18 protein-coding genes and 1 pseudogene are annotated in these 16,950 nt (G+C 51.2%); 15 read left to right on the top strand and 4 right to left on the bottom strand.

Annotated features, from left to right (window positions below):
* Nucleotides 1-808 precede the first annotated feature (808 nt).
* Nucleotides 809-1,573, bottom strand: coding sequence for an integrase domain-containing protein (locus ASE07_RS21180; RefSeq protein WP_162256929.1), 765 nt, complete (start codon nt 1,571-1,573; stop codon nt 809-811).
* A 378-nt stretch (nt 1,574-1,951) separates the two neighbouring features.
* Between ASE07_RS21180 and ASE07_RS21175 the strand changes: the two genes are divergently transcribed.
* The 13 genes from ASE07_RS21175 (at nt 1,952) to ASE07_RS21115 (ending at nt 11,300) form a co-directional block, all read left to right on the top strand.
* The gene (locus tag ASE07_RS21175) at nt 1,952-2,353 is read left to right on the top strand and encodes a hypothetical protein (protein ID WP_057292812.1); all 402 of its coding nucleotides are present in this window, start codon (nt 1,952-1,954) and stop codon (nt 2,351-2,353) included.
* A 33-nt stretch (nt 2,354-2,386) separates the two neighbouring features.
* The gene (stbB, locus tag ASE07_RS21170; protein ID WP_057292811.1) at nt 2,387-3,109 is read left to right on the top strand and encodes a StbB family protein; all 723 of its coding nucleotides are present in this window, start codon (nt 2,387-2,389) and stop codon (nt 3,107-3,109) included.
* Nucleotides 3,106-3,687 (top strand): hypothetical protein, encoded by a 582-nt coding sequence (locus ASE07_RS21165; protein ID WP_057292810.1) that lies wholly within the window; start codon nt 3,106-3,108, stop codon nt 3,685-3,687. The genes stbB and ASE07_RS21165 overlap by 4 nt, the downstream gene beginning before the upstream one ends.
* 380 nt (nt 3,688-4,067) lie before the next feature.
* A complete protein-coding gene (locus ASE07_RS21160; RefSeq protein ID WP_057292809.1) occupies nt 4,068-4,613 on the top strand; it encodes a hypothetical protein in 546 nt (181 codons plus the stop codon).
* Nucleotides 4,614-5,395: 782 nt separating this feature from the next.
* Complete coding sequence (locus tag ASE07_RS21155; RefSeq protein WP_057292808.1) at nt 5,396-6,448, top strand: tyrosine-type recombinase/integrase; 1,053 nt, start codon at nt 5,396-5,398, stop codon at nt 6,446-6,448.
* A gap of 345 nt (nt 6,449-6,793) precedes the next feature.
* On the top strand, nt 6,794-7,036 hold the full coding sequence (locus ASE07_RS21150) for a hypothetical protein (protein ID WP_057292807.1): 243 nt from the start codon (nt 6,794-6,796) through the stop codon (nt 7,034-7,036).
* Entirely contained in the window at nt 7,033-8,040 is a 1,008-nt protein-coding gene (locus tag ASE07_RS21145) for a nuclease-related domain-containing protein (protein ID WP_057292806.1), read from the top strand. Before ASE07_RS21150 ends, ASE07_RS21145 begins: the two co-directional genes overlap by 4 nt.
* A 16-nt stretch (nt 8,041-8,056) precedes the next feature.
* Nucleotides 8,057-8,365 (top strand): hypothetical protein, encoded by a 309-nt coding sequence (locus ASE07_RS21140; protein WP_057292805.1) that lies wholly within the window; start codon nt 8,057-8,059, stop codon nt 8,363-8,365.
* Nucleotides 8,366-8,438: 73 nt separating this feature from the next.
* The gene (locus ASE07_RS21135; protein WP_156396875.1) at nt 8,439-8,891 is read left to right on the top strand and encodes a hypothetical protein; all 453 of its coding nucleotides are present in this window, start codon (nt 8,439-8,441) and stop codon (nt 8,889-8,891) included.
* A gap of 273 nt (nt 8,892-9,164) precedes the next feature.
* Nucleotides 9,165-9,530: a hypothetical protein gene (locus tag ASE07_RS21130; protein WP_057292803.1), complete on the top strand. Its 366-nt coding sequence runs from the start codon at nt 9,165-9,167 to the stop codon at nt 9,528-9,530.
* 24 nt (nt 9,531-9,554) lie between these two features.
* Nucleotides 9,555-9,863 (top strand): hypothetical protein, encoded by a 309-nt coding sequence (locus tag ASE07_RS21125; protein ID WP_156396872.1) that lies wholly within the window; start codon nt 9,555-9,557, stop codon nt 9,861-9,863.
* 136 nt (nt 9,864-9,999) lie between these two features.
* Nucleotides 10,000-10,191 carry a YqaE/Pmp3 family membrane protein gene (locus ASE07_RS21120; protein WP_057292801.1) on the top strand — a complete coding sequence of 64 codons (192 nt, stop codon included), beginning with the start codon at nt 10,000-10,002 and terminating at the stop codon, nt 10,189-10,191.
* Nucleotides 10,192-10,469: 278 nt separating this feature from the next.
* On the top strand, nt 10,470-11,300 hold the full coding sequence (locus ASE07_RS21115; RefSeq protein WP_082584365.1) for a DNA/RNA non-specific endonuclease: 831 nt from the start codon (nt 10,470-10,472) through the stop codon (nt 11,298-11,300).
* A 190-nt stretch (nt 11,301-11,490) separates the two neighbouring features.
* Here ASE07_RS21115 and ASE07_RS29050 read toward each other — a convergent pair whose 3' ends face one another.
* Together ASE07_RS29050 and ASE07_RS21110 are read right to left on the bottom strand one after the other, a co-directional pair.
* Complete coding sequence (locus ASE07_RS29050; protein WP_156396871.1) at nt 11,491-11,652, bottom strand: hypothetical protein; 162 nt, start codon at nt 11,650-11,652, stop codon at nt 11,491-11,493.
* Between the two features lie 196 nt (nt 11,653-11,848).
* Nucleotides 11,849-14,758 (bottom strand): ATP-binding protein, encoded by a 2,910-nt coding sequence (locus ASE07_RS21110; protein ID WP_162256928.1) that lies wholly within the window; start codon nt 14,756-14,758, stop codon nt 11,849-11,851.
* 272 nt (nt 14,759-15,030) lie between these two features.
* On the opposite strand from ASE07_RS21110, the pseudogene ASE07_RS28375 reads away from it, so the two are divergent.
* Nucleotides 15,031-15,506 (top strand): annotated as a pseudogene (locus tag ASE07_RS28375) (DNA/RNA non-specific endonuclease); the annotation flags it as partial.
* A gap of 175 nt (nt 15,507-15,681) precedes the next feature.
* Here the strand turns inward: ASE07_RS28375 and ASE07_RS21100 are convergent.
* On the bottom strand, nt 15,682-16,014 hold the full coding sequence (locus tag ASE07_RS21100) for a hypothetical protein (RefSeq protein ID WP_057292798.1): 333 nt from the start codon (nt 16,012-16,014) through the stop codon (nt 15,682-15,684).
* 313 nt (nt 16,015-16,327) lie between these two features.
* Here ASE07_RS21100 and ASE07_RS30900 point away from each other — a divergent pair, with 313 nt between their 5' ends.
* On the top strand, nt 16,328-16,690 hold the full coding sequence (locus tag ASE07_RS30900; protein ID WP_162256930.1) for an NUDIX domain-containing protein: 363 nt from the start codon (nt 16,328-16,330) through the stop codon (nt 16,688-16,690).
* Nucleotides 16,691-16,950 lie beyond the last annotated feature (260 nt).

Here is a 16,950-nt window from a genome sequence, read left to right as displayed (position 1 = left end):
GCCTGCCAATCGTGTTCGCGAACTGCTGCCACATCGCTGGACGCCTGCCTGATCAGCTCATCAAAATCCCGTCAAGGTGCCATCACCGGGTGCTTACTTTCAAGGCAGCACGTGCGAGGAAGCAGTGATGCGTGTGCGTAAACGGCAGAGTAAAGAAGGGATGGCGTAAGTTGAATTGGCAACGCAGGAATAGGTTAGGTTGCAGAGCGGGTGTGGTTACCCCGCTAGCGTGCCAATTCAATGAATAGTTATGCGATTACCTTATTGCAGGCAATGTGTAGGAGGGTGGTGACGACGTCACGCGAATGGCAGAAGTAGGGGAGTAGAGTGATCGCTAACGGTCCGTTGTCAGGAATAGCCACTGACAGACCATTGTTAGCCATCTCCTTAACCCTAACAGGATTGAGCGATAGTCGAGAACAACGGGCGCTACCGCACAGCGATAGACCTTGCTCGTTAGAAGTCAGAGCACCGGGAATTGGTATCTGAGTTGGAAATTTATAATTAAAGCTTGGAGGAGTGCCGCGTAGCGGCAAAGGAAACTGGTAAGACGAAGTACTTTTTGTCGAGTAGACAAAAAACACTTGGTACATTATTGCATGGATCAATAGCCATTGTTTTACTAAGGTCACGTAGTGACGTAGCAAAATTAAGCATCTAGGAGATTCTGCCCTACTGACAAAAACTCTTTAGATTTGTTTCTCGGCTCGAAAGCCATTTTAGTCCTGCTGCCGCGGAGCGACCTGTTTCAATAGTACATGAATCAAGCCCTCGTGGGAAGGCTTTGCCCACCTTTTTAATCGTTTTATTATGTTTCTTCTGTTTGTACGCGATCAAGTTTCTGTAAGAGCTTATACAACCTGCGCGCAAGTCGGGTTGGCCGGGGAAGCAAATGCACAACCCCCGCAATATATACTTGCTTAATCCAACGGCCTCGGGATTCGCCATGTCCGAGACACGTGCTCAAAAAAGATAGAATTTCCCGACGCCCCAGTCCAAGATCAATCAGCTCACGGGCTTTTTCGCACGCCCAGGCATATCTAAGTGAGTGCGGCGCAAACTCGCCTGTCATATCTAACTTCCGGGCCAGCGCATGATATCGATTACGTGCAGACTCTAAGTCACCACCTTTGCCCTGTATTAGATGCTTATTGTGCTGTAAATACTCCATAGCTTCGCGAAGCGCCACTTGCGTTTCGGTCGCCCGGCCGTGCAGGATATCCGTGAAGCGCGGGCGACCGCCTTTGGTTCCGGATGTCACATGCACAGAATGCAGATACTGTATCTCGTCGATCCATCGTTCAATCGACGGGCCAGACATCAACGCTTCCAAACCACGAAGTCCAAGCAGCCGCTGCATCTTTATCGAGTGGTACATGCCCGGATCCATCTCGTAAGCGCGCACTAACAGTTCGTCGAAGCGTTCATCCGGAAAGGGAAGTTTAGTGCCATCGCGATTTCGTTCGGGCACCCCTAATGCACGACTGGTGTCATATCCGGTTAGGTCGACTCCAGCAGCCCGCAGCAAACTACGGACATTCCCAATTGAAGTCTGGATCGATCCTGGTGTCATTCGTTTGCTCAAGTGTGCGGCATACTCGGGCAGGGTACTAGGATCAACGTCAGCGAGCCGTCTAAGCCGCCTTCCCAATGTGTCCACATACCATGAGACAAACTGCCTGCCGTTTCGTCCACGTTGTTCGCGCGTCGCATACGCTCCGCCTAATTGACGATTGAAGACCGAAATCTGGTGTTCGAGTTTGTGTCTGATTCCCATTAAAGCGCCTCTAACGTTTAGATGCGCTGTTTTACCGGAACGAAGACCGCGCCGTAAAGAGTTAGCCGGCGGACGAACTTGCGGATGAACTTAAGGCGGCCATGTCCGCCGGATGACACTAGTCACCTTTCTTGAAATAAAACAGAATGCAGTTGCTTATTACTTGGAGTCGGTATGCAGAAAAATGCAGGGGACATTATCCGTTCAACAACGCCAGACAAGCGGCAAACGAAAATTAGCAAAATACGCGAGCTATTTCATGCATTGGAAGAAGCAAAGCGGAACGGTGTAAGTCACGTCGCACTTGTCACCGCCTTGAAGGAAATCGGAATTGACGTAACCGTAAAGTCACTTAGCCGCATGCTAATGCAAATCCGGCGAGATGAAGGATTGGTCGCCAGTAGAGCTAAGCAGCATAAGCTCGCTAAGGCCGTTCCGTCAATTACAAGATCACCTTCCTCCAAAGAACTCGATGTAATAGGCAACCCATCTGCGGCACGAGCGAAAGGCCAACAAATGGCCGACATGTACATCACTCCTGCTAACCAATTACTCGCCAACCTTACGTCAACATAAAGCTTTTATTACTAAAAACACTGGAGCTAAGTAATGAGTAGGAAATCTAGAACAATAAGGAAGGTGTTCGTTCTAAGCTATTCTGGCAACGCAGGAAAATCAACATGGACGAGTTACATCATTCTGCCAAGGCTCCCTGCACAGCTCTTTGAAGTGGAAACCATTAATGACAGTGAAAATACTGGCCCGAAGATTAGCGCCAGAAAGTATGATCAGTTGATTGAAGCGGTGGGCGTTGTTGAAGACGCCGTTGTGGACGTTGGTGCATCCAACGCTGAGCAGTTGCTGTACGAAATGGCACGATATCCCGACAGCCACGCCGACATTGACGTTTTCGTGATCCCTTGTACAGAGCCACTTAAGCAGCAACGTGACACAATCACGACGATTGAAGCACTTGCCGACCTGGGCGTTCCACCAGAAAAAATCCGCGTGGGGTTCAATAACATTGACCGTGACACAGTGATAGAAGAGACATTTCATGGTCTCTTTGAGTATCAACGATTGCACCAGAAGTTCCGAATATATCCAGATGCAGTAGTCCGAACTACTGACTTGTTTGCCAAACTGCGCTTGGCAGGATTAAGCATTACCGAGGTGCTTTCCGATGATCGCGATTTCAAGCGGATGCAGGCCGAGGCGCCAACGCGGGAGGAAAAACTCCAGTGGACTATTAGGTTGAACTTGCGGCGTTTGGCAATCGGCGTCGACCGACAGCTTGAGCATGTTTTCAACACCATGTTTAGTGAGACATGAAAACACTCACCCTACTAGAACAGTTGACTGCTGACTTAATCGGTGATGTCTCGATACTGCATCATCAGGTACAAGAGATCAAGGCATCCCTTCCAGCGTTGCTGCAGGATACCGCGTTCCAAGCTTCAATTGCACTCGAGCATAACTTGCGGTCTGTCGTACGCGAAATCGAGATCAGTATTCAACGGGAGCGTCAGTTCGCCGAAGTTATCCTTACCTTTGAGAAGGATGCCCGAATAAGAATCAATGAACATACAAGGCAGACTCTCAAGGACGAAATCAAACGTACACAACAAGCCTTGGAGGGCACAGCAAGCAAGGTGCTATCGGAACTCCGAAATGAAGCAACTCACGCGTCGCCGTCAGTGTGGAAAGTCCGATTCGCCGGTGCAATGACGGCGCTAATGTTAGTGGCCTTCACGTTAGGCTTCGTCGTTGCATCCACAGGTTCTACTAAAACGTTTTTGCTTACCTCGGATGAAATCCGTCATCTGGAATATGGCCGGCAGGTGGAAGCTATTGCACCCAAACTAAGTAAAGGAACCGTTCAATCTATTTTGAATGATGCAAAAAGGTGAGGAAATTATTAGGAGGCGTTGGCGCAAGATTTAAGCACTACTTTATTGCGATTGCCTTTTTAAGTTATAGGGTTTGCGGATTGACACATTTTTCATTAAGGAGGTATTCCGTCACATAGGCGCTGTGGCAACCATGTATATATTTACCGTACGTTAGCCTGCTACAAGTCAGTTAAATACCTTCACGTACATTATCATCGCCCAGCGAAGGTAAACGGAAGGCAACACGGCAAGGAAGTGCCCAAAGAATTGACAATACCTTTGCTTTTGATTTTGACCACTGTACTTTTCGCGGCACTCTTTTTAATCCAACTTACAACATGTCGGTTGATTCGAAACCTCACTTTGACGAAGTTAACCAGCCATTTAAGGAGCCATTTATGCCATCGATCCAGAAAGACCGCTTGCTTAAGCAAAAGAACATTCTATATACGTTAAAAGATAGTATTGCCACTGATCCGAATGAAGCGGCCCTCACATTGCTAAATGCATCGTTAGCTGTGATGGCAAAGATCTATCCCGCGCAACTGAGTGCGGACGATAAGGCCAAAATCAAGGACAACTATCCTAATGCAACAGAAGAACTTATGGCTGAGCGCGCAATGTCGAAGGATGGCGTGCTGCTGACAGCGCAAGCAGGCTTGCGTTATGTACAAATTGCATTAGATTACACCCCGACCACCCATTCCAAGACCGACATGGAAAACGATGTTCTTCTACAAAATGAGATAACTGATCTCCGTAGCAAGTGTGCGGATCTTTTTGTGTCCGGTCTTGGTTCGGGAATCTCTGCGTTTGGCGTAGCAACAATTATGGCTCTCATGGCGATCGAGTGCGCCTCTGCCCAAGGCGTCGGAGCTCTTCCGATTGTGAGGTCGCTGGTAGATTTGTCGCTGACGACTGTCGAGCAAGCACCTTATCCATAGATTGCACGGACGTATTACTGATCAAGAATAGAAATGATTTGTTAGACCCGCCGCGCGGGTCTAACAAAGTATTGATTGATTCTATTGTTGGTTCGGTATTCACACTCAAGCGACCACGCCGCTTCCAGGTATGGCTAAGAACTCGATGCATCCTCTGTTTAAGACCGCATCTATTACAGAGTTTCGTAGCAGAGCTCACTTGGAAGATTTTTCTTGGGTTACACGATGCGCACACTCAAGATTTGAGGCTCAATTGCGGAAGGGGCACGAAGCGCCGGCTGATGTAGCAAGCAGGAAAGGGTGCACATAAGTTAACGGCGCCAAGTACATCACGCTAAGCAGATTTGATTTCGTGCAAAAGCACGGAGTTCTTAAACGAAAGATTTTCCAAGGGAACCCCAAAGTACCGTCGTAGCAACCCTGAGACGGGCGCAGGTCTGGACCGCAACCACCTTTGCCCATTTTGCTTTATACAACTGTCTCTTTGGCTGAATGCCGCGCCAATAGTCTCTGTGACTGGACTTTGCCGAATCAGCAGAAATGTTATTAAGGTTCCAGTAGCGAAAATACCACCATCCTATCCCGCAGACGCGCCAGCTAAGATGCAACTTGCCCCACCCCGCATACCAGGCCTCCAGCCCTGGTGGCCTATAGTGAGTTAATTATGCTTTTCAGAATGGGATGGTTATGCGTAGAGGCTTTGTGATTTATGGTTTGCTCGGATACTTAATATAATTCTTGTACTATCATGATAATGCCCGATCGTAACAGAGGAGCCACAAGTGCCGTTATTGACCGATCCGCTAACGCCCGTTCAACTCAAACGCGAAATCGCACGGTTCAAGCGCGATCCGCTTGGCGCCTTTGCCGACTTCGTGATCACCTCGCGCTTTCAGGCACTCGGGCCACGACCACCAGAGCGCGATAAAACCGGCCAGCTTTATCCTTTGGGATTGCAAACCGTCGACCAATACACGACGATGTTCCGGCTGTACATCGAATGGCTGCGTGAGAAAAACGTTCCGCTTCTGGACGCAGATTCGTCCCACGTTATCGACTTCCTCAATACCCCGCATAAGCGACAAGGCAGGGGAAAGGGCGGCGAGAAGCGCAGCCGGGTACGCCGGGACTATTTACGGTTGCTGTATCGCACCTATACGCACCTTGGAAGAAGTGGCGACAATAACCCTGCGCTCACTGCCATGGCACAGATGCAAGGCAGCCGCAGTGCATTGGGCATCGATGCCCCAAAGGAAGTCCTTGATGCTGCAGAGTGCGAACGGTTTCTGAAAGCCCTTCCCGAGGTGGGCACGACGCCTACACAATGGAAACGACAGCGTGACCGAGCAATGCTCGTCGTGATGCTAGGTGCCGGACTGAAGGTCGCCGAAGTCGTCAGCCTTCAAAAACGCCATGTCAGCCTCCCGGGAGCGGACGGCACCAGGACCATCACGATCCAGCCAGAAGCGGTCGGTGGGCGTTCCAAGGAGCATAAGACCTTTCTGCGGCCGTTTGCCGACCCTGACCTCACGGCTTGGTTAGACATTCGTACGCGCCTGAAGATACCAGGCGATCTTCTTTTTCCGGCATCCCGTGCCGGGGGCAAGCCGCTATCGAAAATGACGGTCTATCGTATTGCAAGAGATACCTACGAACGCGCGGGGATAAAAAAGACCAGGCGTGGGGGGCGCACATTGCGCAATACGTTCGCGGTCTTTGAGCTCATGGACAACCGTTCACCGTCCGAGGTCAGTGAGCTGCTCGGGCACTTTAAACCGAAGTCAGTGCTTGGTTATGTCGTAGCTGCCGCCAAGAGCAACCGTGCAGCGAAATAGGCAACGTCACCACGACTGGTCGCATCACGCGACGAGTTACTCCTCTCGTGACTTTCTGTTGAGATCCATCTGACGCACGTTGTCTCTTAGGCCTGCGTCATATCGTCGTGGTTAAACCCATGATGGTCAGCGCGCAGCTGCATTATTCAGTACCTTGAGGCGATCCCACATTTGCACGGCGCATCAGTGCTCGACTTGCGCGGCAACGAAATCGTATTGGCGGGACGGAAAGTCGACTTGCGCGGCGAAATTCGTATGTAAGACTCGTATCAACATCTCGCCCTGATCCAAACAACAGGAAAGTCATATCAGAGCGGATGGTTTCCCGTCTACTAAGGAGATACGATGACTAACCCACGTAACATCACGAATGAAAATATATTTACCTTCGACTATTGCGGCGAAGAGCGTCGTGCTTCACTGGCGAAGCACCATCGCGAGCTTGACAAGATTGATGCCAGTGAACGCAGAAAGGACCATCCCCTCATTGCGGCATTTTGCTATGTGCTTAGAAGTTTTCAAATCGGCACGCCCAAAAAAACTTACCAAAGCGAGGATGCACGCGACAGCACTGAGGAAGCCAAATGAGCCAACCGAAAAACTCCAAGGAGCAAAGCAGCGAAACGTCATTCGAATGGATTCCTGCACTTCTATTACTCGCAGTAACTGTCTTCCTGGTTTATCCGATTCTGGCAATTGGTTTTCTTTTCAGGGAGCCAATCACTAGAGCATTACGCCTGGAGAAAAGAGCTGAGCGCTACGTGCACTCGGCCGGCGGCATCAAGCTGCTGAAAGGATTGGTCATTTGCATGTATGCCGGTGCAATATACGCGTTGTTCGTTATCGCGCCGTCGAAAGACGTCTGGATCGAGCGTTTCATCTGGACGTTGGGAGCCATCTGTACTGCAGCCAGTGGGACCTTTGCGTACAACATCATTCATTGGATCGGGGAGTTGAGTGAAGATCCTGATATACGCCGGCATGCCGCAGGCAACGAAGCTGAAGCGTACGTCAAATCGACGATTGATGCACTCAGCGCCGTCTATCCGGAGGCGCGGGCGTTGCATGGGACACTGCTGGTCTTCGACAGTGCATTGCCCCAGCAGGGTGAATACTCGATTGAGATAGACCATCTATTTGTCACACGACACAATTGCTACCTGATTGAAACGAAGTATCGGAATGCTACTGTCCATGCGGCAACAGCGGCACCGCAATGGAGGACAACAGCGCAGGGCGGCAGCGAAGGAGCAATGCGTAATGCGCTGTCCCAGGTAAAGAACTCTGCGCGGGTATTGGAACAGGCGTTGTCATTGCCCTACAAGCTGGTACCGATCGTCGCCATCCACGGCGAGCACACACAAATCGTGGACGGCCCGGCAAACGTCGTTCGATCGGACCGCCTGCCCAATATCATTGCCGCGTTTGAACAGGTTGAGAATTCCAAGACGTTGGATCCGACTGCCTTGGTCAACAGTCTGAACCCCTTCGTGCGCACGGGGGAAGATGCTATGGGTAAGCATATTGAGCGCGCCAACCAGGCTAAGCAACGCGCGGAAGCCAAGGCAGTCGTGAATGCGACCAGTCGTTAAATGAACGGAGACGGATATGGAAAATGACGACCTCGAAGACATGCCATTATTGGACGCCTTCGCAGAAGAGGTGGCATGGTCGAGCCAGTTGAATAAGACGGGAAGTTTTCTTGCCGGCCCAAGTCTTATCGCTAATGGAGAACAACAGCAGCTACAGATGGATGTCTTCGAAGTGATGCTATCTCTTATCCACGGAGCAAAAACCCTGCACGAGCAGATTGTCCACCTCCATGGCATGGCGCAATGGCTGCACGACGAGGCGGACCGGTTTCATGCTCTTGGCATGGGAACAGTGCTAATGAGAAGTAGTGAAAGGCTGCACTAGGCAGTATACGGACCAGGCGGATCGCTGGAGTCCACAGAAACAATAACAAGCTTACTTAATTTGGAGAATGCAAATGCAAAATACTTGGTCTATAGTGAAATTCATCGTACCGGTACTGCTCCCGGTTGCAACGATTGTGCTGGCATGGGGTACCGGTACAAAAGGACCAGCTGTCCGAGCGCGTCTGGAGGCGGCACTCGGTAGTGGTCAACTGTTATGGGCGGCGATGGTCATTTCCAGTTATGGCGCTTCCATAGCGATGAAAGCGGGCTTGTTCGAACCACGCGGGATACCTCCCGGTCTCCAGGCGCTTCTGATTCTTCAGTGCCTGCTCGTTCTGATATCGGCGCACTTCATCACTTCGGTTTCACAGATGATTGTCGAAAATGACGAAGAGATCGAGCAGGCCTATGCGAAGGGCAAGTCGTTACCGGCGAAGCGGAAGGGAAGGGCGGTCTTTTTGTCATTTGTCATGTCGGCTGCCGCAATTGGCATGGCAGCGCTCACCGAGGCATGGGTCGCATAACCGAATGCCCCGAGTAGCCTGAATACGAAAAAGAACACTCACAATGTTATGGCACTACGCAGGAAAGCCCGCGTAGTGCCATAACCATTTTATGCGTTTTGACTGACGACTTGAACATGACGTCCGGGTGATCACGCACAGGACACTCAACCATTTCGTCATTTCTGTGCAGCCAAACGGTAAAATTCACGCTGATTCGATTACCTGGCTAGCTGACGAAACAGTGCTCTTCGGAGCTGCGGCCGTACCGAGGCCTTCGAAAGGAAAAAGAAGATGCAAGATCTGAGTCAAAAATTGGCTGACGCCGGCTTTATTTTGGTACCGACAAAGACAGAAAAGTGGATAGCGGTCGTCGATCCGCGTCCCGAGTTTCGGCAACAGTTTCACACTGACCGGATCGCGAAAATACAAGACAACGAATTCTATGTGACCGTTGGCGTGCTCGGAATCACTGCCAGAACGCTCATGACAAAATACAGGCTGCCGGTCCTGGAATTAAAGTCGACGAGCGGCCGCCAGAAAGAAGCCGATCCCGGGTTTGATTTAACCATTTGCCCCGATGAAGCATTCGCATTGTTTTTAGCAGGGCTGAGCTCCGCGTTGAACATGCACTTCAAATCACAGAATCAAACGGTGTAATCTTGCAAAGCGCTGATTCGAAACATGGTTTATCAGTTAGCCTCAACAAATTGCACTGCCATCAGCAAGACGTACAGCCTGGAAAGGCGTAGTGAAGAGACAGGAAAAACTATGCTCCTGAGTAAAACGCAAAAGCGCGTCATGGCACTGGTAGGCCAGGGCCGTCCGGTCGAGGACGGTGCGGAGCAAGGTATCACCATGAACGGCGTTCATCTCTGCAATCACGAAACTATGGTTGTTCTTCGCCAATGGGGGCTCATCGTCAGGGATGAAAACGGCAGGTGGAGCGCCACTGAATCGGGCAAAGCAATTGCTCAGCAACTGCGCTTGTGACCAGACCTGGGAATAACACACGCAAGCAATATCGATGTAGCGTTTTACCTGAAGAAAATTGGCGGCTTGTCAGGTTGAACGTTATTAAAGCTCAGGTATAGTCGACAAACTAATATTAATTACGGAATTCACTCGTATGCGACTCCTTTTAGCTATTTTTCTCCCTTTTGTCGCCTTCTTTACGATCGGTCGCCCTTTTGCAGGGCTCATTTGCCTTGTACTTCAGATCACGTTGATCGGCTGGCTGCCAGCGGCCATTTGGGCTGTCTATGCATTGGGCCAGTACAAGACTGATAAAAAGATCGAGAAAGCTCTTCGTAGCCGCTAAGGGGCGCGAAGTACATCGTGTATATCCCTCCCGTGCAGTGGGTGGGCACGTGACACGAGGCTCGATGCGAAGATCCGCCGCTTCCTCTACGACCGCGGATAGTGCGCTCCGGGCCGAGGTAACATGTGAAGCACATTGTCGTTTAAGGACGAGGAGTGCCCACAATCTTTCGCGTGCTCAGTCTACTTTATTGACATGAAGTTCCAAGTTGCAAATTGCTTACAAACGGATACTGAAAGACGCTCATTACGATGGGCACGGGGCGTTAGAATCACAGGATGAAAAAAGCACTTCTCGCGTTATCCGTCGTCGCCTCGTTCTCAGCGTACGCAAAACAACCAACGCTGCTTGATGAGCTGTCGCGCCTCTTCCAGCCGCCAGAAGTAAAGGCACCATCGGACGCGTCCACGGCCATATCACAGCCAACGGACTTTCGAAGCTGCTCGCAGTTCTTCGCGGGTGGCATATCACCGGTCGTCCCAAATATGCAGCAACTCAAGCCGCGGGAGCTGTGTTACGACGCATTTGCCGTACTTCACTCGGGTTTAGCAAAGACACCTGTTTTTGTAGCGGAGCGGTTGAGCCGTGCACAGCTTGAAAACGACAAATCGGGCAAGCGCACCGATAAATTCTTTGCTGATGCGAGGATACCCCGTGGTGAGCGTGCTGAGCTTGATGACTACAAACACAGCGGTTATTCACGCGGGCATATGGCTCCGGCCGGAAATATGCCTACTGTGCAGGCAATGGCACAAAGCTTTTCTCTGGCAAATATGGTGCCTCAGGCGCCAGAGAATAACCAGAAATCGTGGAATGGTATTGAGCAAACGACACGCAAGTACGCGTTGCGGGCGAAAGGGGACGTGTACGTCATCAGCGGACCAGTCTATGACGGCAAGCCGAAGACCATTGGTGACAATCGGGTTTGGGTACCTACGTATCTTTACAAGCTGGTGTACGACGCAACCACAGGGCGCGCATGGGCACATTGGATTGAGAACAGCGATGACGCTCGTGCCGGCAAGCCGATCAGCTATGAAGAACTTGTTCGGCGAACAAATATCGAGTTTTTACCTAAAGTAGAGGTAACCGGCCCAGCTAGTGAATGAGTGATGCAAATGTCACGGTTAGGAATACTTTCCTGGAATATTCAGTAACGCGAGGTCATACCTTCGCAACAATCACTAAAGCCTGGTATCCATACGAAACAACATGTCTTCGTATGGTGTCGCATCTCAAAGTCTGCCTGCCACCTTGCCGGACAGGAGACACCGTCGCCTGCTCATCGCAACAGAAGTCCTAGATTGTTGCAGCAATAGCGCGGACGTTTTCCATATCGGCTGCCGTCGGGCTAGCGTGGTGGACCGCTTTTGTCATCGCGATGGCTTTGTCCAATGCGTCGATGAGGCTGCCAAAGAGGGCGGCGGAACGGTTCGCTGTGTTGAGTGCAAGAGCTGTCATGGCTGGTCCTTTCGTATGTCGTCATGTCTTCGGCTGATGAAGACAATATAGGCCTCGCCAATTAACATTCCCAATTTCAAGCCGTGATGTAGAGATATAAGCTGGATGAATGACATTCAGATGAGTGCAATCTCTGCACTGTTGACATGCGTTCGGGGTCTATGGTGCTGTATGAATCGTTCGTTGCCATGTCAGGCTAGTCGTGTTGCGTTGGAGACGCAGACTGGTACGCTGAAAATGCATTAAGTAATGCGCGAATATCGACTGGTTTAACAAAATGGAAGTCAAAGCCTGCATCGAGCGCTTTTATCCTGTCAGATTCCTGGCCGTATCCGGTCACAGCAATGAGCAAGGCACTTGCACTCGCAGGGGCAGCTCGTAACTGACGTGCCAGCTCATATCCGTCAATGTCCTGAAGACCTATGTCTAAGAGGAAGACGTCAAATCCTCCTGTTGATGCTTCAGTCAACGCAGCCTTCGCTGTAGTTACGTAGCTGGCGTTATGTCCCTTGGTATCGAGATACATCACCAGCATGCGGGCAGCATCCTGGTTGTCGTCTACAACCAGCGCGCGTAATGGCCTTGAAGCCGCTTGCGCAACAGTTTGATGCGGATGCCGGACCGACGTGGCGACTTCGTTCCGGGGCTTCGGAAAAACTAAGGTGAACGTGCTTCCCATGTTCTCCCCGGCGCTTTGCACCTTGACGCTGCCGCCATGAAGTTCCATCAATGACTTAACCAGGGCAAGCCCCAGGCCCAGCCCACCCTGAGAGCGGTCAGGCGTCCTTGAAGCCTGCCGGAATAAGTCAAAAACGTGCGGCTGCAGGTCTGCCGGGATGCCGATCCCGTTGTCACGTATGATAATCCGCGTGCCCACCTCTATCTTTTCCAGCCGCAGTTCAATCAGTCCACGTTCCGGGGTATATTTTGCGGCATTGTTGAGAACGTTGGCCAGAATTTGTATGAGCCGCTTCTCGTCACCGACGGTGCGAGCAGGTTCAGGAGTTACGTGGATTGCCAGCTGATGCAGGCGAGACTCAATGGCTGGGCCAACCTGCTCAAGGGCGCTTGATACAACATGCTTGAGGTCGACGATGGACTTGTTAAGGGCAACAAGTCCGCGTGTCACCCGGGAGACGTCCAGCAGATCATCAATGAGCGCGGTCATATGATCAACCTGCCGTGCAATGACCTCGCTTGTATCGCGTACCTTCTTTTCATCAAGACGAACAAACGCCATGAGTTCGGCCGCGGCACGAATAGGAGCAAGAGGATTGCGAAGTTCATGGCCGAGCATCGCCAGAAATTCGTCCTTTTGCCGGTTAGCCTCCCTTAACTCTTCTTCGCTTCGTTTGCGCTGGGTGATGTCAATAGTGACGCCTTTCACCGCGCGTTGCCTGCCGTTGGAATCGAATATCACCTGGCTACGGTTTTCGACCCAGATCAACTCGTCATCTTGCGGGCGAATCATTCGAAACTCCATCCCATACCGGGGATTCTCAGGGGTTGCTGCCAAACGGATCTGACGCAGTTTTTGTGCGTCATCCGGGTGGACGGCTTTAAATATATGGTCAGTCCAGTTCCAGTTGCCGCCAAGTACTTCTGAAACATTGTCTGATAGCTGGATTTTTCCGGTATCAAGGTCCCAGTCCCATACGACCATCCTTGCCGCCTCCATGCCTTCCCGCAACCGTTCCTGGCTTTCACGAAGCGCGGCGTTAGCCCGATAGGCGTCACTGACTTCGTTTGCGATGATGAAGATTCCGGTGACTTTGCCATCGCTGTCGCACAGCGGCTGGTACAGAACATCGTGATACAACTCCGTCAGTGAAGCCTGACCGGACCCCCGTTGGAGTTTAAGCTTTAATCCGCGGCCGACAAATGGCTTTCCAGTTTCAAACACCGTATCAAAAAGCTGTTCGAATCCCTGTCCTTGTGTTTCAGGCAGTACTTCCCAAAGCGCTCGTCCGACCAGATTAGGACGTCCTACCCATTCATGGAAAGCCTGATTTGCCAGTTCGATGACCAGTTCACGTCCTCGTAGTACGACAATGGGGTTGAGAGCGGCAGCGAACAGCTCCTTAAGTCGATTTGCTTCTGTAAGCGCCTGAGCATGGAGTGCCTTTTCGACCCGCGAACGTTCAACTGCCGGCCAGACGTACTCGGAGATGATTTCTGCCAATTCGACATCGGCGTCCGTCCACTGGTGAGCGTGCGAGCGGTGTACACTCAGAGCAGCAATCAAACGCCCTTTTTTGACGACGGGCACATTGATGAGCGAGCCAATGCCATACGTTGCGTAATTGGCGGTATTCCGTATGGTTCTCGAGTCCCGTGTCACGTCAGCGACAGCACATGAGCGACCTGCACGCAGGTCGGCGAACAGCTCCGGGCCAAAGTCGTACAGCGTCCCCGTTACATTTGTCAGGCTTGTTACGGTTCCGTCTGTCCAGTCGTTATGCGCCCTGAATGCCAGGGTCTTCGTATCGATGTCAATGTACAGAACACGAGAAGCCCTCAGTTCAGTACCAAGCAGGCGGGATGCGGTCTCCGCTATTTCCTTCGGGTCGGCCAGTGAACGAAGTTCTTCAGCCACCTTCAGCCGGAACGCTTGACGCGTTTCCGCCTTCACTCTGCGCGTAGTCTCCCTTACGACGCATAAAAAGCCCGCGACCTGATGCTTATCGTCACGGAGGGGAGAGTAGGAGAAGGTGAACCATCCCGTCCGGATGTCGCCCTCCCGCTTAACTTCAGCGGCAAAGTCTTCGAAGTAGACCGGCTTTCCATTCATGACCGTGCTGATAGCAGGTGCAATTCTGTCCCAGACTGCTCCCCATATTTTCTGCATAGGCTCCATGAATGCGTCTGGATGCATCTCGGAAAGAATGGGTACGTAGGCATCGTTATAGATCATTCGAAGCTCCGGACCCCATGCGAGACACATCGGAAACTGGCAATCCAAGACGATTTGCGTTGCAGAGGCAAGTGAATGTGGCCAGCTGTCCGGGTGTCCCAGAGGTGCGCTATCCCAGTCAAATACCCGACCAAGTTTGCGTACTTCGCCTTCGCCGGCAAAAAGAAGGTCGAAAATAGACTTTTCTGACATAAACATCCGGAATATGAGGAGGCAGTTCGCGCAGGCGGTAGCCTTCATTTTGCCTTAATTGCAAGCACGAAGAAAAATCTTTTGTATTCAACGACTTGCTGAGAAGAAGTAATAGTATTTGCGGGCCTGGATTTAGAGTCCGGAGAAAACTTTTTGCGATTATCAGCTACAGCCGGCCTTGGATCGTAGCGGGCTTAAGTTTTATTGTAAGCGATCCAGTTTGCCAATAACGGCGCTAATATAAAGCGCCGCTAAGTCACATAAGACAAGCCAAGCGTGCTGAACTGGCAGATTACAAAGGTAGTGGCTTTGACCGTGGTCACTTGGCGCCTGCTGGTGACATGCCCAGTGCAAAAGCGATGGTCCAAAGCTTTTCACCTGCAAACATGGTTCCGCAAGCGCCGAAGAAGAATCAAAAATCGTGGAACGGAATTGAGCAAGTGACCCGTAAATATGTGATGCGGGCAAAAGGTCCGGTCTATGTCATCAGCGGCGCGGTATATGAAGGCAAGCCAAAGAGGATTGGAGCAACCGAGTCGGGGTTCCGAAATATTTAAATAAGCTGGTCTACGATCCAAATACTGGTCGCGCGTGGGCGCATTGGATTGAAAACTCAAGCGAAGCTCGTGCGAGCCGGCCGATAACCGATGCAGAGTTGGTTCGGCGGACTAACATTGCGTTTCTGCCCCGGTCAAAAGTGAACAGCCAAGCACACCTGGCCGAAGGCTTGATCGATACTTTTCGGTAAGGACCGATCAGACAGGTAGCGCAGGACGTCACGTTCATATGTCAATGTCGCCGTTGCCGCAACAGCGACATTGACATCGCAGGGCGTGACTAGGCCCGCATCAAGACACATGCGGCTACTTTGGTAGCCAGCAGTAAAGTTCAGGAGCGCAGGCTACCTGATCGCGGGATGCAGCTCACTTTCCGGCGTCTGCTTCACATTTCTTCATGAAGGCGGTCTTCGCAGCCCCTGCGAGCGGTTTACCGTTCTTGCCGACCGCCTTGGTTTCGCACGTGGCTGCCGCAGCCTGTGTGGTACCACCTTCGCATTTCTTCATGAAAGAAGTTTTCGCAGCGCCGGTGAGCGGCTTGCCGCTTTTGCTGACTGCTTGCGCTTCACAGTTTGAAGAACCTGATGGAGCGGCAGCCGTTGCAGCCGGTTTCGCACCTGGCGTGGTCGCAGGCGTCTGGGCAAAAGCGACGTTTCCAAAAATCAATGCAATCGCAGCCGTTGAAAGTAGCATTTTCATGGGATATCACCTGGGAGAAAAGGCACATGCCTTGTTTCCCTCAACGCTTAAACCGCTAATAAGTTGACATTACGCCGAGGTCATATCGTTGTTCGTGCCCATGCAATGGGGTTTCTGATGTCCGTGGCTTATTGTTTACCCCAGCACGCAACCGTTAGCTGATGTCTGCCGGGAACTAGTGGTTTATATTGGGCTCAATTAAAGCCGGCAACTGAAAAACTCTTCGTGATTTGATGCTATCGACAGAACTAAACCTCGAACGAGTCACTTCCTGTGGAACAGTCATTGTTAATAAAAATAGAAAAATTCTTCTCTGCCACGTAACAGGCACACGATACTGGGCTATCCCAAAAGGGGGCAGGAGGACGGGGAATCAGTTTTTGAGTCGGCAAAGAGAGAGCTTTACGAAGAAACGGGGCTTGCATTTGCGGACAGGCTGTTCGAAGAAATCGGCGAGTTTGATTATCAGTGGGACAAACGGCTGCACCTGTTCCTGGTCCATGCACCGGAAAGCTTGAATAATCTTTCGCACCTCGAGTGTTCAAGTCATTTTTTGCACAAGGTTACGGGTTTGCCGACCGTGGAAATGGATGGGTTCCGCTGGGCGGCGCTGTCAGACATCAAAAGCCTATGTACACAGGCGATGGCTAATCGTCTGCTTTCTCTGGAGTGGTAAACCTCTGGATCTTCGCCAGGAAAACATACTACTGATAACTGCAGCGATTTCGACAAATCATTACGGCGCCTGGCCAGTTAATAAAAAACCAAATTAGGCGGTCTCAGGCGAAGTTTCATGCTGTGCATGCTATCAACAATCTATAGGCAGTCACGACTGCAACAGTTTGTAAATATGGTCATCGCAGATGAATTCTGGTTCGTTATGAATCTGCAGGCAAAGCGTGTTCCTGATCTGAGCCGCATATTTCCAAAGTTAAG

This window comes from Noviherbaspirillum sp. Root189 (genome assembly GCF_001428545.1).
Lineage (GTDB): Bacteria > Pseudomonadota > Gammaproteobacteria > Burkholderiales > Burkholderiaceae_D > Noviherbaspirillum.
This window is presented reverse-complemented; position numbering and strand designations above follow the sequence as displayed.

Coding starts and splice junctions, on each gene's coding strand:
- ASE07_RS21180 (WP_162256929.1), bottom strand. CDS start 1,573: ATGACACCAGGATCGATCCAGACTTCAATTGGGAATGTCCGTAGTTTG.
- ASE07_RS21175 (WP_057292812.1), top strand. CDS start 1,952: ATGCAGAAAAATGCAGGGGACATTATCCGTTCAACAACGCCAGACAAG.
- stbB (WP_057292811.1), top strand. CDS start 2,387: ATGAGTAGGAAATCTAGAACAATAAGGAAGGTGTTCGTTCTAAGCTAT.
- ASE07_RS21165 (WP_057292810.1), top strand. CDS start 3,106: ATGAAAACACTCACCCTACTAGAACAGTTGACTGCTGACTTAATCGGT.
- ASE07_RS21160 (WP_057292809.1), top strand. CDS start 4,068: ATGCCATCGATCCAGAAAGACCGCTTGCTTAAGCAAAAGAACATTCTA.
- ASE07_RS21150 (WP_057292807.1), top strand. CDS start 6,794: ATGACTAACCCACGTAACATCACGAATGAAAATATATTTACCTTCGAC.
- ASE07_RS21145 (WP_057292806.1), top strand. CDS start 7,033: ATGAGCCAACCGAAAAACTCCAAGGAGCAAAGCAGCGAAACGTCATTC.
- ASE07_RS21140 (WP_057292805.1), top strand. CDS start 8,057: ATGGAAAATGACGACCTCGAAGACATGCCATTATTGGACGCCTTCGCA.
- ASE07_RS21135 (WP_156396875.1), top strand. CDS start 8,439: ATGCAAAATACTTGGTCTATAGTGAAATTCATCGTACCGGTACTGCTC.
- ASE07_RS21130 (WP_057292803.1), top strand. CDS start 9,165: ATGCAAGATCTGAGTCAAAAATTGGCTGACGCCGGCTTTATTTTGGTA.
- ASE07_RS21125 (WP_156396872.1), top strand. CDS start 9,555: ATGGTTTATCAGTTAGCCTCAACAAATTGCACTGCCATCAGCAAGACG.
- ASE07_RS21120 (WP_057292801.1), top strand. CDS start 10,000: ATGCGACTCCTTTTAGCTATTTTTCTCCCTTTTGTCGCCTTCTTTACG.
- ASE07_RS21115 (WP_082584365.1), top strand. CDS start 10,470: ATGAAAAAAGCACTTCTCGCGTTATCCGTCGTCGCCTCGTTCTCAGCG.
- ASE07_RS29050 (WP_156396871.1), bottom strand. CDS start 11,652: ATGACAGCTCTTGCACTCAACACAGCGAACCGTTCCGCCGCCCTCTTT.
- ASE07_RS21110 (WP_162256928.1), bottom strand. CDS start 14,758: ATGTCAGAAAAGTCTATTTTCGACCTTCTTTTTGCCGGCGAAGGCGAA.
- ASE07_RS21100 (WP_057292798.1), bottom strand. CDS start 16,014: ATGAAAATGCTACTTTCAACGGCTGCGATTGCATTGATTTTTGGAAAC.